The organism is Apilactobacillus kunkeei DSM 12361 = ATCC 700308, assembly GCF_001281265.1.
Lineage (GTDB): Bacteria > Bacillota > Bacilli > Lactobacillales > Lactobacillaceae > Apilactobacillus > Apilactobacillus kunkeei.
Map to the genome: position 1 here is coordinate 234496 of NZ_JXDB01000002.1, position 21569 is coordinate 256064.

Annotated in this window: 15 protein-coding genes; 7 read left to right on the top strand and 8 right to left on the bottom strand. The window is 38.3% G+C overall.

Annotation, left to right across the window (positions count from 1 at the left end):
* Positions 1-222 precede the first annotated feature (222 nt).
* Complete coding sequence (locus tag RZ79_RS01120; protein ID WP_054449651.1) at positions 223-9612, top strand: DUF5776 domain-containing protein; 9390 nt, start codon at positions 223-225, stop codon at positions 9610-9612.
* A gap of 42 nt (positions 9613-9654) precedes the next feature.
* On the opposite strand, the gene RZ79_RS01125 is transcribed toward RZ79_RS01120, so the two are convergent.
* A complete protein-coding gene (locus RZ79_RS01125) occupies positions 9655-11169 on the bottom strand; it encodes a glycosyltransferase (protein WP_054449652.1) in 1515 nt (504 codons plus the stop codon).
* A 2-nt stretch (positions 11170-11171) separates the two neighbouring features.
* A complete protein-coding gene (locus tag RZ79_RS01130; protein ID WP_054449653.1) occupies positions 11172-12806 on the bottom strand; it encodes a glycosyltransferase in 1635 nt (544 codons plus the stop codon).
* 155 nt (positions 12807-12961) lie between these two features.
* Here RZ79_RS01130 and RZ79_RS01135 point away from each other — a divergent pair, with 155 nt between their 5' ends.
* A complete protein-coding gene (locus RZ79_RS01135; protein WP_054449654.1) occupies positions 12962-13192 on the top strand; it encodes a hypothetical protein in 231 nt (76 codons plus the stop codon).
* A gap of 56 nt (positions 13193-13248) precedes the next feature.
* Here RZ79_RS01135 and RZ79_RS01140 read toward each other — a convergent pair whose 3' ends face one another.
* Both RZ79_RS01140 and rlmD read right to left on the bottom strand, forming a co-directional pair.
* Complete coding sequence (locus RZ79_RS01140) at positions 13249-13686, bottom strand: hypothetical protein (protein ID WP_054449655.1); 438 nt, start codon at positions 13684-13686, stop codon at positions 13249-13251.
* 22 nt (positions 13687-13708) lie between these two features.
* Positions 13709-15112, bottom strand: coding sequence for a 23S rRNA (uracil(1939)-C(5))-methyltransferase RlmD (gene rlmD / locus RZ79_RS01145; protein ID WP_155457551.1), 1404 nt, complete (start codon positions 15110-15112; stop codon positions 13709-13711).
* A 161-nt stretch (positions 15113-15273) separates the two neighbouring features.
* Between rlmD and RZ79_RS01150 the strand changes: the two genes are divergently transcribed.
* Positions 15274-17043: a hypothetical protein gene (locus RZ79_RS01150; RefSeq protein ID WP_054449657.1), complete on the top strand. Its 1770-nt coding sequence runs from the start codon at positions 15274-15276 to the stop codon at positions 17041-17043.
* A 480-nt stretch (positions 17044-17523) separates the two neighbouring features.
* Positions 17524-18087: a hypothetical protein gene (locus tag RZ79_RS01155; protein WP_054449658.1), complete on the top strand. Its 564-nt coding sequence runs from the start codon at positions 17524-17526 to the stop codon at positions 18085-18087.
* 38 nt (positions 18088-18125) lie between these two features.
* Here the strand turns inward: RZ79_RS01155 and RZ79_RS01160 are convergent, their stop codons facing one another.
* Positions 18126-18560, bottom strand: a complete 435-nt coding sequence (locus RZ79_RS01160) for a GNAT family N-acetyltransferase (protein ID WP_054449659.1) — start codon at positions 18558-18560, stop codon at positions 18126-18128.
* A 166-nt stretch (positions 18561-18726) separates the two neighbouring features.
* On the opposite strand from RZ79_RS01160, the gene RZ79_RS01165 reads away from it, so the two are divergent.
* The 3 genes from RZ79_RS01165 (at position 18727) to RZ79_RS01175 (ending at position 19781) form a co-directional block, all read left to right on the top strand.
* Positions 18727-19230, top strand: coding sequence for a sigma-70 family RNA polymerase sigma factor (locus RZ79_RS01165; protein WP_054449660.1), 504 nt, complete (start codon positions 18727-18729; stop codon positions 19228-19230).
* An 83-nt stretch (positions 19231-19313) separates the two neighbouring features.
* On the top strand, positions 19314-19514 hold the full coding sequence (locus tag RZ79_RS01170) for a hypothetical protein (protein ID WP_054449661.1): 201 nt from the start codon (positions 19314-19316) through the stop codon (positions 19512-19514).
* Positions 19515-19535: 21 nt separating this feature from the next.
* Complete coding sequence (locus RZ79_RS01175; RefSeq protein ID WP_034531405.1) at positions 19536-19781, top strand: DUF2922 domain-containing protein; 246 nt, start codon at positions 19536-19538, stop codon at positions 19779-19781.
* 36 nt (positions 19782-19817) lie between these two features.
* On the opposite strand, the gene RZ79_RS01180 is transcribed toward RZ79_RS01175, so the two are convergent.
* The 3 genes from RZ79_RS01180 to RZ79_RS01190 form a co-directional block, all read right to left on the bottom strand.
* Positions 19818-20711: a LysR family transcriptional regulator gene (locus tag RZ79_RS01180; protein WP_054449662.1), complete on the bottom strand. Its 894-nt coding sequence runs from the start codon at positions 20709-20711 to the stop codon at positions 19818-19820.
* A 166-nt stretch (positions 20712-20877) separates the two neighbouring features.
* Entirely contained in the window at positions 20878-21183 is a 306-nt protein-coding gene (locus RZ79_RS01185) for a hypothetical protein (RefSeq protein ID WP_054449663.1), read from the bottom strand.
* 72 nt (positions 21184-21255) lie between these two features.
* Positions 21256-21513, bottom strand: a complete 258-nt coding sequence (locus RZ79_RS01190) for a hypothetical protein (protein WP_054449664.1) — start codon at positions 21511-21513, stop codon at positions 21256-21258.
* Positions 21514-21569: the final 56 nt, after the last annotated feature.

Below are 21569 nucleotides of genomic sequence, written 5' to 3' on the forward strand. Positions count from 1 at the left end.
CTAACGGGTATTTTTTTATACTTTTGTCTAAAATCAGCAATTTTATACAGGAAAATAAGAAGGAATCTCAGTGAAATGTTAAGAAATTATTTACTTTTTTAAGATTTTTTAAAATCAATGTTTCGTTTGAGAAATCGCGATGTTAATAGGATATTATATTCGGTGTATAAAAACGATTTTATAAGTTTGTCACTGAAATTTTAAAGAGGAGGTGCCTTTTCATTGAAATACAATAAGAGAAAAATAAGAAAGCTAAACGACAAAAAGATGTTGAAAAAAGTAAAGAAAAACTGGGTTGTAGTCTCTGTTTCTTCTTTTGCACTTTTTGGTGTGGCAGGTCTTACTTTGATGACAACTCAAGTTAGCGCAAATGCTGATGGTACTACTAAAGGACAAGCAGCCACAATTATGGATCAAAGTACTTATTCAAGCAGTCAATCAAAGAGCCCAGTAGTAACAAGTAACACCAGTTCAACATCTTCATCTCAAGGCAGTTCGAATAGCATTCAAGACAGTAGTTCTGCATTAAGTGAGAATACATCGGTAACTAGTAGTTCAAATGTGCAATCGAATTTGGACACTAATAATAGTCAAAGTAGCAATTCTAATAATTCACTAACAGGGGTTAGTCTGTCTGAGGCTCAAGCCATCATTGATCAAATGGCTTCATCTGCGCAAAGCAACATTGATAGCAATGCTGCTGTGTATCGTGACAACTTAGCTCAGGGACTAAGTTATCGTGATAACTTTAGCGCAAATCCCATCTCTGTATACTTTAATGATGTCAATGGAAATCAACCGCTTGGCGGAGGTGCTTCATATGCATATGTTGCTAATAATACCAATCCAAATAATTTTCAAATTCTTAACTCTGCAACACCAAATGCAAATGGAGTCAACCAATTAAATAATGTCAATAATGTTACCAATCCAGGCTTCACTTACGTTTTAAATTCCAGTATAGCACCTGGGAAGAATAATTTAGGCACTCCACAACTTATCGTTGAAACTAAGGGAACTAATCCAACTTTCCTAACACCAGTCTCTTTTGTTGATGCAAACGGAAACGCAATCACGGGGACAAATGGAAATCCAGCCATTGGGATGGCAATTCTAAATAGTTCCAACAATGCTTTGCAAAAAGTAACAAACTATTACAATATTAACGGTAATAGCTACGTAGCAAACGTTGGATCACAATTGAGTATGAACTCAAACTACAACTACGTAGTGACATTGGTACCTGCTGCAAAACCAAAGCCATTGAATTTCTATAACACCAATGGCCAATTGGTAGCAACTGGTACAGTAAACATCAATAATGATGGAAGCATTTCCAACACATACACATTGGGTAACTTGCAAAATCAATACTACTATGTGCCAAATGCTTCAACCCCAAACGTTACTGCTGATGCTAACAACAGCGGTCAATATGCGGTTACTGTTAACCAACAAACTGCAACATTGAACTTTGTAACTCCAAATAATCAAATCCTAACAGACAGTAGCAATAACCAATTGACTGGTTCTGTTTACCTAAATTCAGATGGATCAACAACCATCAACGATACTACCAGCATTAACGGTAGTGGATACCACGTTGCACCAAATGCTAAAGTGGTAGCTAAAGGTAATGGAACTTACTCAATTGCTGTCCTAAAAAATGCTAGAACATCAACAGTAACATTCACTAGCAAGGGTGTACCGGTAGTCGATAACAGCGGAAACACTGTGATAGGTCAAGTTAACGTTAACGGCAACAACGTGCCACAACTAGTTGACTACGGTAACTTAGCAAATAGTAATTACCACATCAGTCCTAACGGTCAATTGATTAAGGACGCAAATGATGACAACTTCACTATGGAAGTTGTTTTAAACAAGCTAAGCAACTTTGCCAACGCAACATTTGTTGATGGCAATGGAGTCAGTCATGGTCAAGGAACCATTACCTTTGATTCCAACAACAATTCTAAATTAATCGATAATGGTAGCTTAGATATCAACAACTACTACGTCGTAAATGGTCAAGTTACCAATGTTAATGGTCAATACCAAGTACTGGTAAATCCTGACGTTGTTAATAAACAAGCATCATTAACATTCGTTGATGCAAATGGAAACGCACATGGTACTGGATTGGTTGCATTTGATGCTAACAACAATCCAAAGATTGCTAGTGTTGGAACATTCGACAGTAACAACTACTACATGATTAATGGCCAAGTGGTAACAGTAAATGGCCAATACCAAGTAGTCGTTAACCCATACTCAATTAGTAGTACTTTACCTGTATACTTCGTTGATAGTAATGGCGTTAACCATGGACAAGGATCCATCGTTTTAAACGCAAATAACACACCTAGATTGGTTGATAACGGAACTTTCGATAGTAATAACTATTACATGACAACCGGTCAAATTATCAACAATAATGGTCAATACCAAATTAATGTTTCACCAACAGTAAATGTTGTCTACTATCCAATTCAATTCATGGATTCCACGGGTAAAAGTATCAATGGACAAGGTCAAGTTGCTGTATTTAACGGTAACACCAACAATCCTGTTATTACATCAGTTACATCGTTAGATAATAACTATTATCTAAATAATCAAAATATCACTGGACATGTTTTACCCCAATTGTGGAAAGGAACAGCATATGTTTATGTACTTCCTAAACCACAATTTGCTGATTCATTAGCTGCATCAAGCAGTTCATCAGCTGCTGCTTACATTCAAAGCTCACAAGCTGCACTTAGCCAATCAATCACAAACGCAATTAATTCAGCATCAAGTCAAGCTAATTCAATTGCCAACAGTATTGCAGCATCCAATTCTGCAATCGCTAGTGCCAACTACCAAAAATCACTAACAACACTTCAAAACCAATCATTGCAAGAATCACAACAAGCTTCAAGTTATGCTCAATCATTGATTGCCTCAGCCAATAGTGCATTGCAAAGTTTGAGTAGTTCAGCTTCAATTGATAAGGATAATGCAATTAGTCAGACATTGACTTCTGTTCAATCATCAGCTCAATCAGTTCAAGATTCATTGAACTCACGAAATGCACAACAATTGGCACAACTACAAAGTCAATACAACAACAGTTTGGCTGCCGCATCAAACCAAGCAGTCATCGATAAAAGTAATGCGGTTCAATCAGCAACCGATTCAATTAATGCTGTTAGCCGTCAAAAGATTAGTGACATTAACGCACAAAATCAACAAATTCTAAACTCATTGAACCAAAAATCCATCGCTGATTCACAAGCTGCCCAAACGCTTGCTGATTCACTAAGATCAAGCGCAGTCGCAAGTGTTCAACAATCAGCTGCTGATGTAATGACTCAATTAACTAGTCAAAATCAAAGCTTAACTAATAGCTTGAATACCAGCTACCAAACTGCTCTACAAACGTTGAGTGACTCTGCCAACACTGCAATCAACAGTGCCGCTACATCAGCAGCTAACTCAATTAGCGCATCAGCAGAGGGTGTTTTGACTAGCACAATTGCTTCACTACAAGCTCAATATGCGCAAAGTAGTTCAGCACAACAAGCACAATACCAAGCAGCTTCAACTGCTGCTTCACAAGCTGCCCAAACTGCTATAAACAGTGCGATTACAAGTATCACCAGCTCAGCTAACGATACTTTTGCTAAGCAAAGTGCGAACAATTCTTCAGAAATTCAAAGCTTACTAAACAAGAGTACTGCCGATTCAAAGGCAGCATCACAACAAGCAGCCCAAAATCTAGCTGATGCATTGTCTGCAGCTAGTGAGACAGCAAAACAAAACGCTGATAGTTTGGTAAAATCAATTACTGATTCTAACAACGCAGCAATTGCCGCACTTCAACAAAAGGGTGAATCTGACTCAAAGGCAGCATCCGACAGTGCAACTGCTGCCATCAATAGTGCCGTTCAATCAGCTATTGAAGACGCTAACGCTAAATCCACAGCAACATCAATTGCCAATTCACAAGCAGTGGACCAATTGAAGGCAAAGTATAAATCAGACTCTATTCAAGCATCTAATGATGCCCAATCACAAATGAGTAGCGCAGTTAAATCAGCACAAGATTCAGCCAACTCACTTGCCCAATCGAAAGCTCAACAAAACCAAAGTGCAATCGATAGTCTACAATCAAAGGCGACCCAAGATTCAATTAACGCATCTAACAGTGCTGACGCAGCTATTTCTCAAGCTGCTGATAACGCCAAATCATTAGCTGAAAGCAAAGCAGCAGAAGATTCAAAGGCTGTTTCTTTAGCTAATTCCCAAAAGATTAACGACCTTCAAAGTCAATACAACAGCAGTATGCAATCAGCACAAAGTTCTGCTACCGATGCGATGAACAGTGCGGTTAAATCAGCGCAAGACTCAGCCAACTCACTTGCCCAATCAGTTGCCCAACAAAAACAAAGTGTAATTGATAGTTTGCAATCAAGGGCGATCCAAGATTCAATTAATGCATCTAGTAGTGCTCAATCAGCAATTTTTCAAGCTGTTCAACAAGCCCAAATCGATGCTCAAGCAAAGGCTGATGCAGATTCAAAGGCCGTTTCTCTAGCCAATTCACAAGCTATTGTTGATCTACAAAGCAAGGCCCAAGACGATTTAAACAATGCATCACAACAAGCAAATAGCGCAATGAGAAGTGCTATCAAGTCAGCGCAAGACTCCGCAAGTAGTGAAGCTGCACAACTATCTTTAGCTAATGCTAAATCAATTGAAGATTTAACAAATAAATCAATTGCTGATTCAAAATCCGCAGCTCAGAAGGCTCAAGACGAATTAAATTCAGCGGTAGCCTCAGCTATTTCATCAGTTCAAAATGATGCTGATTCAAAGATAGCTTCATTATCAGCTGAAAATAGTAAGGCAATTGATGCTATCAATGCTCAAAAGAGCTACGAATTGAATCAAGCCCAAAGCAGTGCCAATACTGCGATTAGTGACGCTGTTTCAAAAGCATCAAGTAAAGCATCTAGTCAAGCTTCAACAGAATTCTCTGCTCAAAGTAGTGCCAACTCTGTTGCCATCGATGACTTAAACAAGAAGAAAGAACAAGATCTTTCAAATGCAGCCGACAGTGCTCAATCAGCAATTTCCAGTGCTGTTAAGTCAGCTCAAGACATTGCATCACAACAAGCTTCTGAACAAATTCAATCAATTGCGGATGATAATGCAAGGACAATTAGTTCATTGAACCAAAAGGTCATTGATGATTCAAACGCTGCCGTTTCACTAATGAACTCAACCGTGAACGCTGCCGTTTTACAAGCTAAGAGCCAAGCTCAATCAATTGCAGCAGCCCAATCAACTGCAACTTCAATTGCTAACTCAAAAGCCATTGAAGATTTGATTGCAAAGTCACAATCTGAATCTTCTGCCGCGTCAGTTAATGCTGAAAACGACAAGAACAGTGCGGTGTCTTCAGCACAACAAGTTCTAAACGATTCGTACCAAGCTCAAATTACTAGTTTAAACACTGACTACGATAAGATTATCAATGAATTGCGCAATGAAATTAGTAAGGCTAACCAATCACTTGCCGACTTGGAATCAAGTGCAAGTGCGCAAAACAGCTTGAATTCATCAGCAATCACTAGTCTATCTTCAGCTAGTTCAGCTGCATCTAGCCAAGCTACCTACGATAGTTCTGTGGCTGCTAGTTCCTATGGATCAGTTGTAGCATCATACGAAGCAGTCATTAACAGTCTAGAAGCTGATAAGGACAATGCTTCTAATGAAGTAATTAAGTACCAACAACAACTAAGCAGTATGCAAAATAATTTCAATGCGACAATCTCAGCAGCTCAAAGTGCTGCTCAAGAGGCGGCATTGCAATCATCAGCAGCCATTTCACAAGCAGCTTCTAAAGCTTCATCCATTGCTGCCGAACAATCAAAGAACTCATACGAACAAAGTGTTGCTGTTGAAGCAGCCAGAAGTTCAGCAATTGCCGAAAGACAATCAATTGCCAACTCATACAGTGACTACATTAGTAATCTACAAAATGAATCACAAGCTAGTTCAGCCGCAGCGCAAGCTAAGATTGATAGTGCAACTTCACAAATGAACAGCTACTCAAACAAGATTACTAGTTTGATGGCTGATAGTTTGGCCGCCGCACTTAAGAATAGTTTAGCGATTACTGAAGCCAACCATAAGGCAGATAGCATTGCTAGTTCATATGCTAAAGAAGTAATTTATCTAAATAATAAGTACCAACAAGGTTCACAAACTGCTGCCAACAGCATCAGCGCACTTCAAAGTTATGCAAGCAGCTTATCTTCAGCTAACGCTAACTTAATTAGTTCATTGAACAGTTCTTATGCAACTAAGCAAAATCAACTTGCTCAATCATATGAAGCAGCGCAATCAGATGCAGTTAAGGAGGCTGTCGATGCCGCCAACAGTTTGGCAGCGCAACAATCAACAGCTGCTTCAATTGCTAACTCACAAGCTCTAGATGCTGCCAGAAGCAAGGCATCTGCTGATAGTCAAAATGCTTCATCATCAGCACAAGCAGCTATCCAAAAGGCTGTTGACGATGCAATTGCTCAAGCTCAATCAGTCGCTGCTGCACAATCTAGTGCAACATCAACTGCTAACTCACAAGCATTATCTGCAGCAATCTCAAAGGCAAATGCTGATAGTTTACAAGCATCATCACTTGCTAAGTCCATCATGGATTCAGCAATCGCTTCAGCCCAAAAATCAGCGCAAGATTCAGCCAACTCAGTCTTTGCTCAACAATCATCTGCAAACTCTCAATCATTGTCTGATGCACAATCAAAGGCTGTAGAGGATAGTATTTCTGCTTCAAATTATGCAAACTCACTAATGAGTCAAGCCATTGCTTCAGCACAATCAGCTGCCAAATGGGTGACTGATGCGCAAATTAAGCAAATCGAAGATTCATACGCTAAGATGCTAAATGAACAGACTAATCAATACCAAGAAAATCTAAATGAAGCAAGCAAAGCAGCTGTCTTAGAAAGAGATACAGCGGTATCATCAGCACAATCATTTGCTAGAAGTATCGCGGAACAACAATCAATTGCGGTTGCAGCTGCAAACTCGCAAGCATTAGTCGATGCCCAAAGTAAGGCTAAACAAGATAGCTTGATGGCTGATAGTCTATACAACATCAAGATAAGTGCCGCTAGCATTGCTGCTCAACAATCAATTGCAGCAGCATTGGATAGTCAATCAGTTGCCAACTCAATAGCATTGAGTTCTGCTCAAAAAAAGGCAATCGATGATAGTTCAGCTGCATCGAGTCGTGCCGAATCCGTTAAGAATTCGGCATTGGATTCCGCAAGACAATCAGCGCAAGATTCAGCCAACTCTTTGATTTCTTCACTAAACAGTGCCAACCAAGCTGCAATTTCAGCCGCTCAACAAAAGGCTCAACAAGATAGCTTAGCTGCACTACAAAGTGCACAAAGTGCAATCGATTCTGTTCGTGAAGCACAAGGAAGTTTAGCTGCTTCACAAATCGCTTCACTACAAGCTAAGTATGAAGATGAATTGAGTTCAGCAAGACAACAATCAACTGCTGACAGTATCGCAGCGAAAAAGAAGGCAGAAAGCGATATTGCAGACGCCATTTCAGCTGCCAAGAGTTTAACTTCATCACAAGCTCAAGCAACAATTGATTCAATCAATGCTGAGAACTCACAAGCTAAAAGTGAAGCAAGAGCTAAGTCAGTTGCGGACAGTATTGCAGCATCTAATAGTGCTCAAGATGCCATTTCAGCTGCTAAATCATTGGCAGAAAGTATTGCTAACTCAAACATTGCTTCATTGAATGCTGCCAACTCACAAGCATTGGTCGATGCTCAACAAAAGGCATACAACGACAGCGTTTATGCTTCAAACAATGCTGACTCAATCCGCAGTTCAGCAGTTTCAGTCGCTAAATCAGCTGCAGAAAGTCTAGCAAGTTCACAATCAACTGCAACTTCAATTGAAAACTCACTAGCATTATCAAGTGCTAACTCAAAGGCTAAAGCTGATAGTGAAGCCGCTTCATCAATTGCTCAATCCGTAATGAATTCCGCAATTAACTCAGCTTCAAGTCATGCTGCTAGCGTTGCGAAGTCTATCGCAGATTCATACACTGACTCATATGCAAAACAAGTTCAGGCATTGAATGATCAAACTTCATCTCAATCATTAGCTGCTAGTCAAGCAATTGAAGATGTGAGAAATGCGATGAACATTTCAGCTCAGGCTCAATTAGATCGTTTGGCGCAATCAAATGCTTCAGCTCAACAAGCTATCAAGAGCAACTACGATAGCTTAGTTGCAAATGAACGTAGTAAGGCTCAATCAGTAATCGACAGCGCTGCATCAAGTGCAGCCAGCGTTGCTAAGAGTATCGCTGACAATGACATGAACGCTCAAAAGGCTTCACTAGAAAGTCAATACTACGCTTCATCAAATGCTGCTAACTCAACATTTGCTAGTCAAATGGCATCATTGAGTTCACAAGTTGAAAGCGATAAGCAATTAGCAATAGCTCAAGCTAACTCACAAGCAGACAGTATGATGGCTGAAAAGAGAGCTGAATACTCAAGTAGAGTTGCTTCATTGAACGCCCAAAGAGATGCCGAATTGAGTTCTCAAGCTAAAGCTAACGAGGAATCAATGAGAAGTGCACAAAGTGTTGCAGCTAGTCAAGCTGACTCACAAGCTCAAGTAATTAGAGATTCACTTGCAAACAAGTATGAAAATGCGATTAACATTATCAAGGCACAACAAGAAACAATGTCCATTGCTGCCATGAATAATGAAGAATCGAAGCTAGGTAGCCAAGCTGCTTCATTGAACGCCCAATATCAAGCTCAATTGGCAGAAGTAACCAAGTCATTAAACGATAAAAATGCTGGTAACGAGTCGTTGATTAACCAATACAAAGCACAAATTGATCAACTAAATGCTCAATTGAACGATGTGAAGGCAAACAACAGTAAGTACTACTCAACTAACGAACCTACAAATGACTACATTGTTTCGGACCATAATGGTGTTTGGGTTTACGGTAGTAAAGAATTCAACAAACACGAACGCAAACGTTTCATGCGCTATGGTTCTGAATTCAAGGTTGAAAATGTAGTTGAACGCAATGGAATTACTAGACTATATCTAGGTAATGGTGAATACGTCACTTCAAACAAGAAGTACGTTGCACTAAGAAATGACTTTGATAATGTTCCTAAGTATGTTTATAGCTTAAATGCTGATAGAAGACATACATCAGTCCACAAAGTTTCAGCTTACAGATATGCAAATGGTCATTTGCAATTGAAAATTCGTGGTAAGTATGTGGATAATACTGATTATGCAGATGGTTATTATGCTGTTGAACCACAAAACAATGACAGATACTATCGCGTAATTAGACACCAAGGAATTGTTATCTATAACAGTCCAGTTTTCGCCAAGAAGCATTCCGTTGGAAAGATTAGTTCCAACAGAAGAATAAAAGTCGAAAAAGTCGTTCACTACAAGGGCATCACCAGACTATACATTGGTCATGGTAAGTACATTACTGCTAATAAAACTTGGGTTAAAAAAGAATAATAAAAAAGCTCCTATCGACTAGATAGGGGCTTTTTATTTGGTTTAAATAGTTTCAAAGAATTGATTCCATTGTTTCATGACATTGTCAGCGCTGAACTTATCAGCTTTTTCAATGGCGTGTTCACTTTGTTGCTTGTGTTTTTCATCGTTAGTTAGGATATCGATGACTTGACTAGCAAACCTACCTAGGTCACCTGATTCAACTAGTGATCCGTTCTTGTCGTTATCGATAATTTCGTTTGGACCATAGTTAACATCGTAGGCAATCTCAGGAATTCCGTAAGCTAGACCTTCGATTAGTGCCATACTTAGTCCTTCACCTTTGGATGATTGAACTAGGACACGCGTCTTTTCTAAGATATTTTGTTTGTCTTGACCTGTTTTGTAATCAATCATCGAGACGTTGTCAGCAACATCTAGTTGTTTGATAATTTCATCTAATTCGTTCTTGAATTGACCAGATTCGAAGTATCCCATCATGGTTAAGTGGACATCTGGAATGGTTTGCTTAACGGCGGGGATGATTGAGATTAATTCGGCAACGTTCTTGTCTCTAAAGACACGACCCATATAAGTGATTTCATGGTTGGTAACGTCTGAAGCTGGCTTATGCATTTCAAAGATGGCGGCATCAAAGATGTTGTAAAAGTTCATCTTTGGATAGCGTTTTTGTAAATCAATTTTTTGGGCTTCAGTAGGGGTGATAACACCTTCGTAACTTTTTTGATAGTTATCAAATAGTGGATTTAAGTTGTCGAATAACTTCGCATTTGGATTACCAGCTTGTGTGGGATCTTCTGTATGTTCGTTATGCATGATTTGATATTTATGTTTGGTAGCTTTAACTTCACCAACGGCAACTGTTAATGAAGGACGATCATTGATAATGATAGTATCTTTATCAGATATTTCGTTTAGGAAAAATGTGAATAGTTCGTCTTCAGTATTGAAACGGAGAGTTTTACCCTTGTAGTTAAGTAGCTTGTACATGGTAGGCATTAGTTGTTCACCAATGTTCATGTGGGTGATTTCCATGACCGGATCACCATCCTTGTTTAAAACTAGTTCGTGTCCGATGTTGCCATCCGGATGCATGTAGATGGTTTTTGATTTGAAACCACGGTAGTCAAAGACGTCTCGACTGGAGACATTAGCGAAGTTATCGTAGTAATCGACGTTTCCAATTTCACCAATAGTAAGAGGGAAGATGGAAACCTTGGCCACACGTTGACCTAATTTTTCGATGTATGACTTGTTGTTGTCGACACCGTTAATTTTGTATTCATGCTTGTCGACAAGGTTGGAATATCTTAGGTATTCATGGTGTCTTTTAGGACCCATTTCACCTTGGAAGTAGTCGTACATATTGATGATATCGCCATCTGCGATACCGTATTTTTGAATTTCTTGATGCAACGAAGGGTTGTAATTTCTGGTAACAATCTTGGCATCAACGTTATTTTTTTTAAACAGTTTGATTCGGTTCATGGCTGAAAATTCAGTTCCCGAATTGAATGTAAAAATATTTTCATTCACGAATAAAAATTTCTTGCTCATGATTAGACCTCCTCAGTGTGTTCCATATCACTTAGACCTTTTTTGATATCGAAGTGGTATGTCTTTAGTTTGTCTTGCCAGGTCTTCTTAGCAGAATCGATTAGTCGTTTCCAATCTGCCCAAACACTGTCTTCTGAGAAACGGTTTGATAATTCATAAGCTTGATCTGACATCTTTTGTAGTAATTCATCATCGGTAAATAGTTTGACCATTCTGTCTGATAGGGCCTTGGTGTCGTCGTAATCAACGACGTAACCATTTTCGTTATCGACGATTAGTTCGTTTGGACCGTAGTTGGTATCAAAGGTAACACCAACGTCACCTTGTGCTTGAGCTTCCATTAAAGCAAGGTTGAAACCTTCCATGACAGAGGCTAGGGCGTATAGTTGAGCATTTCTTTGCACACCAGTAACGTCATTGGTGTAGCTGTGTAGGTGAACAGCATCCTTTAAATCATATTCGTCTAATGATGCGTTAATGCGCTTCATTGCGATATCGTCGTTGGAGTGGTCAACATATCCGTAGACATCCATGTTGATGTCGGGAACTTCTTTTTTGGCCATTCCCATGGCGTCGATAATTTTGTTGATTTGTTTTTCAGGAGCAACTCTGGCAGTTACTACGATACTGTGTTTCTTACGATCCTTCATTGGGATGCGTTGACCTTGTAGATCTTCGTTTTTAATTACACCAACGGGGATGGTAAACATATCGACTGCTGGGTCGAAACGACGTTTAACGTCTTTAGTTTGTTTTTCGGTAGCAGAAACAATCGCGTCGTATCTGTTAGCGTCGGTTAGTGAGTATTCGTAGTTGTTGTTCATGATTGAAGTATCGGGTTCTTGAGCGTCACCGGCATGTGAGTTATGTAGATGCAAGACGGTGTAGGTAGGAGAACTCAAGTTTTCCAGGATTTCTTCAAAGTAATCAGAACGATCCATCACGTAGATGTTTGGATGGTCTTTGTCCATGAATTCAACGTTAACGTCTTCAAGGAATTCTTGAAGTAATCCCACAATGTTGTTGTGAGTACGAACAGTGCCGTTTTCATCGATGGTCTTAAAACCAGATTTTTCCATTTTACCTTGGGCGTTTAATCTGAAGTAGTCTTCGATAGCGGGACGACCTTCAGGGGTGTACCAAGTTTCAGTCGCAATCTTGTTGTCAGGAGTATACCATTGTGCCATTGATAGAAAACCACGGTAGTCGTAGAAATCAACACGGTAAAGGTTAGCGAATCCATCGAATAGTTCGACAGACTTAACTATGTGATCATTGGTAACATCCTTATCGAATAGGTTGATACGAGCGACGATTTGGTTCTTGCTGTAGACAATCACACGGTTATGATTTATTTCTTCTTCGTATCTTAGATTAGAGACACCAAAGTTAATGTCTTTTGGACGGATTGTCTTCTTTTGTACATCGGTAGCTTTTTGGAAATAATCGAAAATATTTAGGATATATTTATCCGCAATGCCGTTATTGTTTAAATGGAAGTGTAGTAGTGGGTTCCATTCACGAAAGACTAATCGGTAGTCTTCGCCGAATTTTTCGAATAGTTTTGCGCGTTTTAACTGGGCGTGTTCAATCCCGGAGTTTTTTGCATTAAAGCTAGAATTTAAGAAAAAATTCATATCGGATACTCCTTTATATGTAGTTATAATTATTATAACGCAGTGAGAGTTAAATTTGAGTAAAGAAAATCTTAAGAAAGATTTTTACATGATTTTTTAACAAAAGTCTAAATTAGTTTTACAATAAATAGTGAAGTATTATTGGGAGGATAACTATGACAGAAAGACAATTAATTCAAGAAATTCTAAACACAGTGGATGTGGAATACAATTTCGAAAACGTTGACTCAGATAATTCAGCATACGATATCAAAGTATTTCAACAAAAAGAAGATCGACGTCCACTAAAAAATGTGAATGATGAATTAAAGAAATACTTCAATGAAGCTGGATTTAATTACACCGAACACATTGGTGATGATTTAGACTTAAAGATTAGCAAATAATACTAATAAAAATCTGAAATGAAAAAGACTCAAGAATAATTCTTGAGTCTTTCTTTTTAAAGTGTTGGTCCTTGATGATTAATTTCATCTGGAGTCATGTCAGTTAGTTCACAGTCAATGCGATGTTGTTTTAAAACGTTTTGAGAATCAACATCAATTGGTTTGAATCCTTTATTCACTAAGCGTTTGATATACATAGTATTGTAACCTAATCCCCAAATAACAGCACCTACAAAATAGGTAATGTTTGCGGCATTACTAGGGTCGATGTTTAGCACTAGTTGTAAGAACATGTGGACAGCCATATAGATACAAGCATCAACACCAACGATACAAGCAGTGTTGTAGTAGTCAGAACGCAAGATGGAAGGAATCCAATGCAACAAGAATGATAGAATTGAAAATCCAAAACGACCAAACTTGATGCGATCATCGCGCTTAATCATGAATACGAAGTTTTGCTTGAAATCTGGTGGTTTAGGGAAGTTATTCATTTGAATACCTACTTTCTATCGATTATTTTCTAGTAAATTTAACGACCGCTTCACAACGTGGTGTTTGTGGCATCATATCGATTGGTTGAATGAAGTCCACCTTGTACTTACGAGTTAGTTGGACTAAGTCAGCAGCCATTGTTGAAGGGTTACATGATACATATACGAATTTTTCTGGCGCACTCTTTAAAATAGCGTCAATTAATTTATCGTCTAGACCAGTACGTGGTGGATCGACGATGATGGCGTCTGGTTTGAAGCCTTCTTCTAACCATTCTGGTAGTAGGTCTTCGGCCTTACCAACTTCGTAGTATGCGTTTCTAATCTTGTTGATGATGGCATTGTGGTTAGCATCTTCAACGGCTTCTGGAATAATATCCATTCCTCGAATTTCTTCAGCGTGTTTGGCTAAAGGTAAACCGATGGTACCAACACCAGAGTATGCGTCAACGATTTTTTCGTTTCCAGTAAGTTCTAGTGCGGAGATGGCAACTTCATATAGACGAGGAAGCATGATTGAATTCAATTGTAGGAAAGCACGAGCTGATAGTTCGAAGCTTAGTCCCTTAATCTTTTCAACGATGGTATCCTTACCAGCTAAGTGCAATGTCTTGTCACCCCATATAAGAGGGGAGTCACCAGGATTGATGTTTTGCATAACAGAAGTTACTTCTGGTAATTCCATCATAATCTTCTTTAGCATGAAACCTTTTTTAACGAATTTAGGAGTGTTGGTAACGAATACCACTTGAACATCGTCGGTGTTTAAAGCAGCACGGACGATTACGGTTTTGATGATTCCAGAATTATTGGATTCGTCAAAAACGGGAATTTCTAGTTCTTGAATGAATTCAACAATCTTTCTCATTACCTTCATGGTAGCAGGGTATTGCACTGAACATTCTGGAAGATCGACTAAATCATGTGTTCCCTCCTTGAATAGTCCTGCAATTACCTTTCCGTCTTTCATTCGAACTGGGAATTGAGCCTTGTTACGGTATTCGTAAGGGTCTTCCATTCCCATAGTAGAACGGATTTTAAAGTTCTTGTAACCTTGGGGTTGGAACTTTTCTAGTGCTTGTTTGATTAGATCTCGTTTGAAACGAAGTTGTGCGGGATATGATAGTGATTCAAGTTCGAATCCACCAACAGTGCCGGCATAACTATCACGAGGTTCAACACGATCTTCTGAGACACGGTTAATCTTGACGGCCTTTGCCTTGATGTAATTAGGGTAGACCTTAGTTACTTCAGCGACGACTTTTTCATCGGTAAAAGCACCGGTAACAAACACTAATTTGTGTTCGTAAAAACCAATTCCTTCACCGTTAATGCCCATTCTTTTGATGGTCATTTTAAATTGTTGGCCAACTTCGACTTCGACGTCGTTATAGTTGGAACGATTATTGCGATTTTGGTATGCCATTAAAAACGTCCTTTTCATTTTACAATATTAATTTACATTATATCATGTTAAAAATGTTTTTAAATTATCAGTGTATTATTTGGCGATTATTTTATTGCAAAACGGCGTGTAAAGGGGTTAAATAGAAACAGCGAATAAATTTGAGAGGGGCGATTTTTGACATGAAAAAGTTAAGAAATCTATTCTTACTTTTGACAATTATTGCAATGTTAATTTCGTTACCTTCAATTGACTTTGGAATTAAGGTATCCGCAGATGCCAATAATAGCTCAAACGTCATTGATGACAAGGATTCAGAATCCATCGATGGGGATGCAGCAAAGCCAAACGAGGGGACACAAAAGACTGGTGATAAGTTCAACGACAACAAGACCATCAGTGATTCTATCAACACAGATGGAATTGCAACTACCACCAGCGAAAATGCTTATGTCGATAACAAAACTAACTACCATATTATCGATACTAAGCTACCTAAGATTACGCCAACATGGGGGAATTACACGCACGTTCGTAACATGGATGTGCCAAGTAACTACACATCAATTGATTCAATCAATACCGGTTCCACAACATTCAAAACTAAGTGGTTCTTACCAGAAGGATTCCACGTTAGTCCAGAAGAACACGGAAACTACCAAGGTGGAATCATCGCTAATGATAGTATTTACTTTGTTGAATCTGCTGGAACCAACACCAACAAGGGTGCTATTGTAAAAATTAGACTTGATGCATTAGATAAGTTGGGAATTAATGACGGTACTCAACAAAACATCTTGGCCAAAGTCTTTAACTTCTTTAACAGAACCTCTGCTTATGGAAGTGACCACAGCAAGAGCTTGTCAGATTTCATCGTTAATACTGATGTCTACAGAAAAGATAATAGAAATATTCAAACTAAGATTAGTAAGATGAAAAAAGGAATTGCTAACGCAAATGCAAAGGTTAAGAAGAATCAAAAGACCTTTAACAATGCCACCAAGCAAGCCAAGAAGAAGTTAGCTAAGGCCATCAAGACTAATCGTAAGACGATTAAGAAGCTAAAGAAGAAACACGTAAAGACTAGAGCGGTTAAGAAACAAATCGTAAAGCTTAACAAGACTTACAAGAAGTTAAATGCTCAAAAGAAGAATATGAGTAAGCTAGCTCCTAAGGCGTTCAAGACTTACAACCGCGTCAAGAAGGCACAAGCTAAGTTGATCACTAAGAGAAACAAACAAATTAGTGAATGGAATGCCAAGATTGCTCACAATAATCGTGAAATCGACCGCATTGGCCAACGTAATGACTTGTTTAGCAAGTACTTTGAGTTATCAAAACTATTAACAATCAGTCCAGTTACCAACATTGGGCACGGTCAAACATTGTCATACAATCCAAGCAATAACCACGTTTACTTGGCTCAAGACGATAAGCTAGGAGTCGTTGGAGATGACTTTTATAACCAAGTAACTGAACTGGATGCAGAAAACATGCACCCAGTTCACGTTTATCGATTCAAATTAAACAACAAGGGACATTACTACGCTATCCATACTTTGACTTTTGATAACGATGGTAATGCATACTTCGGTGTTCGTGGTGGTCCTAAGAAGATGAAGGGTACTTACACTCTATTCCACGGAACAATGAACGAAAGCGGAATCCAATTCACTCCAGTGAAGGGATTAGTTAAGTGGCCAGGAAGCTTCAACCAGGGTGTCACTTACAACCGCAATAACAATCGTTTGTACTTACTATCAAACGATATGATTATTTCCATTCCGGTAGATGAAGTCAAAAATCACAACATCCAACCACAAGACGTTCACTACACTACCTTTGGTACTAACCGTGAATTTGAAAGCCTATCATTTGATAGTAGTGGCTATGGTTATCTAGTCGTACTTTGGAGATCCGAAGTATTGAAGTCAACCACACCAATCGATTAATCAAAAAAGCAACCACATTTAGTGTGGCTGCTTTTTATTATGGATTATTAGTAAGAATATTAAAGACATAGAAGATAACGACACTGATGATGAGGATTTTGTTTTCAAAGAAGAGTTTTGAAATGCTTTGGAGCAATGATTGAAAGTAGTTATCATAATCAATGCGATTAATAATGTCGTTGACCGCCATTGTGAATTGGAAGGCTAACCAAATGTACAACAAGAATACTAAGAAATTAATAAAAGCAGCCCAGTATAATCCAGCTAATAGGCCGTGGTAAAGGGATGCTAGACTAAATTAGAATTCCTTTTTGAATTCTGCGTTATTCATTAAAAGTGCTCCTAGTTGCTTTATTTTTTGATAATTATAATACAAAGAATTTCGTAATCAACACAATCATAAATAAAAAATGTTATGATTTGATTAATTAAAATAAATGAGTTTGGACACTAAATTCATGAAGGAAAGGGGATGCTTGAATGCATTTAGAACCACTAAGTTGGAATGACATCTTTGAGCTAGCGAGTGCGATTGGAACCTTTATCACCGCATACATTGCGTTGTATTTGAATCGCCGTCAGCCCCCAATGAGAATCAGAGTAGATCGTTCATCGGTTAACGGTCAGGGAGTCTTCATCTACTTCTTGGATGAAAAGTTAAACACCAGTGGGTTCATTAAGTTAAATCGCATCTATATGACACTACACGGTGAGGAGTTAGCGCACAGTCTTAACCTAGATTTGTTTAGGGAAGGATTGACGAGATGGAGGCCGATTTCAAACGACTATATCGTTACAATTTCAATCAAACGCAGTAGTGAAGATGAACAGTTGAATCGAATCATTGCCGAAGCCTTCTCGATTGCTAAACATGAACACGATGACATTTCCCACAACGATATTTCTAAGAAGGATTTCCAATTGGGCTTCGAATTTGTGGTTAACGATCCTCGGGTACATTTGAATCCGGTTGAGTTTAACTTGAAGAAGCTAGAAGAATCCAGTGTAATCGATATGAATAAAATTAAGGAATTTATGCACTAAAAAATGCATGTAGATAAAAATTATATGCATGCATTTTTTTATTTGTTCAAAATCATTTTAATGTGTGGAGTTTGGTGGAACTCGTAAACATCACCGACTGACTTGAAACCAAACTTGGCATAAAAGCCTTCTTTGTCATCTTGGGAATCGATTTCAACTCTTGGATGATTGAAGTGTTCATCGATTTCCTTTAATACTCGTTCAATTAATTGCTTGCCCAATCCTTTGCCACGTGCGGCAGGGGTGGTAAGCACTCTGCCAAATGAAGTGTGGTCTTGTCCATGAAAGACTCTGGCATAGGCTAGTAGTTGCCCATCTTCTTCAGCCCAGATATGTAGTGCTTTTTTGTCGACATCGTCGACTTCTTGGTAAGGACGTTTTTGTTCCACCACAAAGGTTTGAACACGGGCGTAGTAGATGGCCCATAGTTCATCACGTGTGATTTCATCAAATGTTTTTACTTTCCATTCCATGACACAACCTCCTAGATTGATTATTTTCATTTTACTATTTTTTATATCGAAAGTGTAAAATTTTGCTGTATTCAACCAAAAAAGACGCGGTGTATTTTTTACCAATCACTGTTATCGTTTTAATCGTTCAAGGGCCCTTGATCAATACGCAAAAGGATTGATTAAGATGAATAATTTAGATGTTGGTTTTGAATTCCTGATGAAGCAAAACCACGTAGGCATTGTCTATGGAGTATTAAAACGACTAAACATTAGAGTGGATAACCCACAATTCGATGACCTAAAGCAGGAGGGCTTTATTCACCTAGCTACTAAGTACAGTCAATACAATGACGAAATAGATGACGATAGAATCTGTGGCTATTTATTTCAGGCGGTCTATTGGCATCTGCTCGATATTTTAAGAAAACAGCAACGCACCAACGACCACGTTATCAGTGTTGACACTGAAGTTGATAGTGATGGATTCTCCCCGCATGATGAAATCGACGGCATCGATCTGTTAAATCAACTATGGCTGCACTGCACCATTAACCAAAGGAAGTTTTTATGCTGCGCTTATAACGAATCGATGACGGTAACCGACATCGCCAGAAAGTATCATGTGAGTCGAAAGACGGTCTATCAATGGAAGAAAGGCGTTCAAGAAGAATTTTACAAACTAGGGTAACACTTTTATATCTCGACACGTTATTAATAGTGTAAGGGTTGGCGCTAATCACTTATGAAAATTTGAAAAAGAGGTAAATAATAATGGAAAAGCAATGGGACAAGTCAAAGATTACAGTTAATACTTTAGGAAGCGACAATGTTTTGAGAAAACGCAACATTGCCAATGCAATTCAAGAAGTATCACCTGAACAAATGGCTCAACTAATCGAAATTGTTGCCGAATTAACCGGTGGTAAAGTTGATGGAGCAAGACTAGTACAAGAAAGCAAGTACGTGGGCTAATTTTAATTGGAGGACGAATTAATGAAAAAACTAGAATTAACATTTAAGAGCGAAAACGGTAAGAACAAAAACCTAGGCTTTAACTACGTAGAAGGTGACCTAAGTGCTGACAAGGTAATGCCTGCTATGCAACGTCTAGCGGAATTAAACCTATTCCGTGACAAGGACGGTAGTTTATACCAAGAACCAGTGGCAGCCAAGATTGTTGATACCACAAACCAAGTCTTATTTGATAAACGAATTAAGACTAACACTTCAGCTAAGTAATAAAAAAGTCGTGTTGCATTATGCAACACGACTTTTTTATTTTAGGTACCCATCTGGGTAGTTTGATTCTATAAATTCACGAATGCATGACACCATTTTTTGAGCGGCAGGGGTCTTCATTTGAACTGAGTTCATTACCATAAAGATTGAACGGTAGAAATCATCGTCAAACGGGTATAGTGCAACGTCACCATTAATTCTTTGGAATGCTAACTTAGGTAGAATTCCCATACCAAGACCTGATTCAACCATCGCAATGATTGATTGGTCATCGATACTGAATTGAATTGAGTTAGGGGCAACGTTGTATTGATCTAATACCGCCTTGGTATCACCATCGTAATCTGATTTTTGCAAGATGAAGTGTTGGTTTTCAACGTCCTTCTTGGTGATTGACTTACCATTGGCTGGAACGAAGTCCTTAGGTGTGATGCAGTAAATCTTGTCCTTTACCAATAGTGCCTTTACTAATCTTTCATTGATTGGCTGACAGGTGAAACCGAGATCGATTTTACCTTGTCGTGCTTGTAAGGTGATGTCATTGAAATCACTTTGAATCAACTCAACTTTGACGTTTGGAAATTGATTATGAAAGTTATGTATGATGGTTGGCAACCAGTTGATGCAGACACTACTAAAAGCACCCAATCTAACTGTTCCAGAGGTTAATCCTTTGATTTTATTGGCTTCTTGTTGAAGACGTTCTTCGTTATTTAAGATATCTTGAATGATTGGAAGAACATCTTTTCCATCTTCGGTTAACTTAACTCCGGATCTATCACGGATAAGTAGTGAGAAACCAAGTTGCTTTTCTAGTTTATCGATTGAATGAGAAATTGCAGAAGGTGTTACTTCTAGCTTTTGAGCTGCGTGGTGAAAGCTCTCTTCACTAACTACGGTTACAAAAGCCTGGTATGAAAAAGAAATCATGTACATCAATCCTCTCGTCTACAATTAAAAACTTATAACTTATTGTTTTAGATTATATATGTTTTTGTAAAAATATGTAATAACCATTTGAAAAAAATTATATAAACTATCGAAATAAATTCGAATAGAATAAAAGACGCTATCCAAAACGATAGCGTCTTTTTTATTATGGATACCAAAAGCCAAACGCTTCTTGCGACCAACGATGATATCTGCGGGCATCCATGTTATTTACACATTTGATAATATATTCCAACGGTTTCGGCCGTGAACTAGTGATGATTGCTAACATGTAGTGCATATCATTGGCACAGTAGATTTTATCTAGTGCCTTATTGCAGAGGTAATAATGTTTATCTCCGACATATTTGATAAGCTTATTTTGGATTTTTTGACGTAGCTTGCGACGGAGATGAAGATTGGCTTGCTCAAAGTTGGCATCCAATGTAAGTCCTCTATATAACTGACGCAAATAAATCCCTCCCTTCAAATATCTATATAAAATAGTAGAAGAGTTCGTAGCTTAATTGCGAAGGAGACAATATCAGTCTCTTTGCATGATATTAATTAATACGTTTAATAAATCAGCGTGATTGTGATATTTTTCTGTTAAGATCAGTAGGTAGTTAACAACTTCAAAGTTATTTTGTTTGCTTAAAAGTTGTTCAAACTGTGGGTATTTCTCGTCGTCGCTAAATTTTTTAGCGACAATTTGCTTTAAATAACTAGCAAAATAGTTCCTTAATCTAAGTTGAGCCAGAAGGTGGGCACTTGGATTATTCGAACTAAATGTTTCTGCCATTGGCAATACCTCCACTAATCTTTTTCTTTTACTTTAATATTTTTTGGAGTAAATGT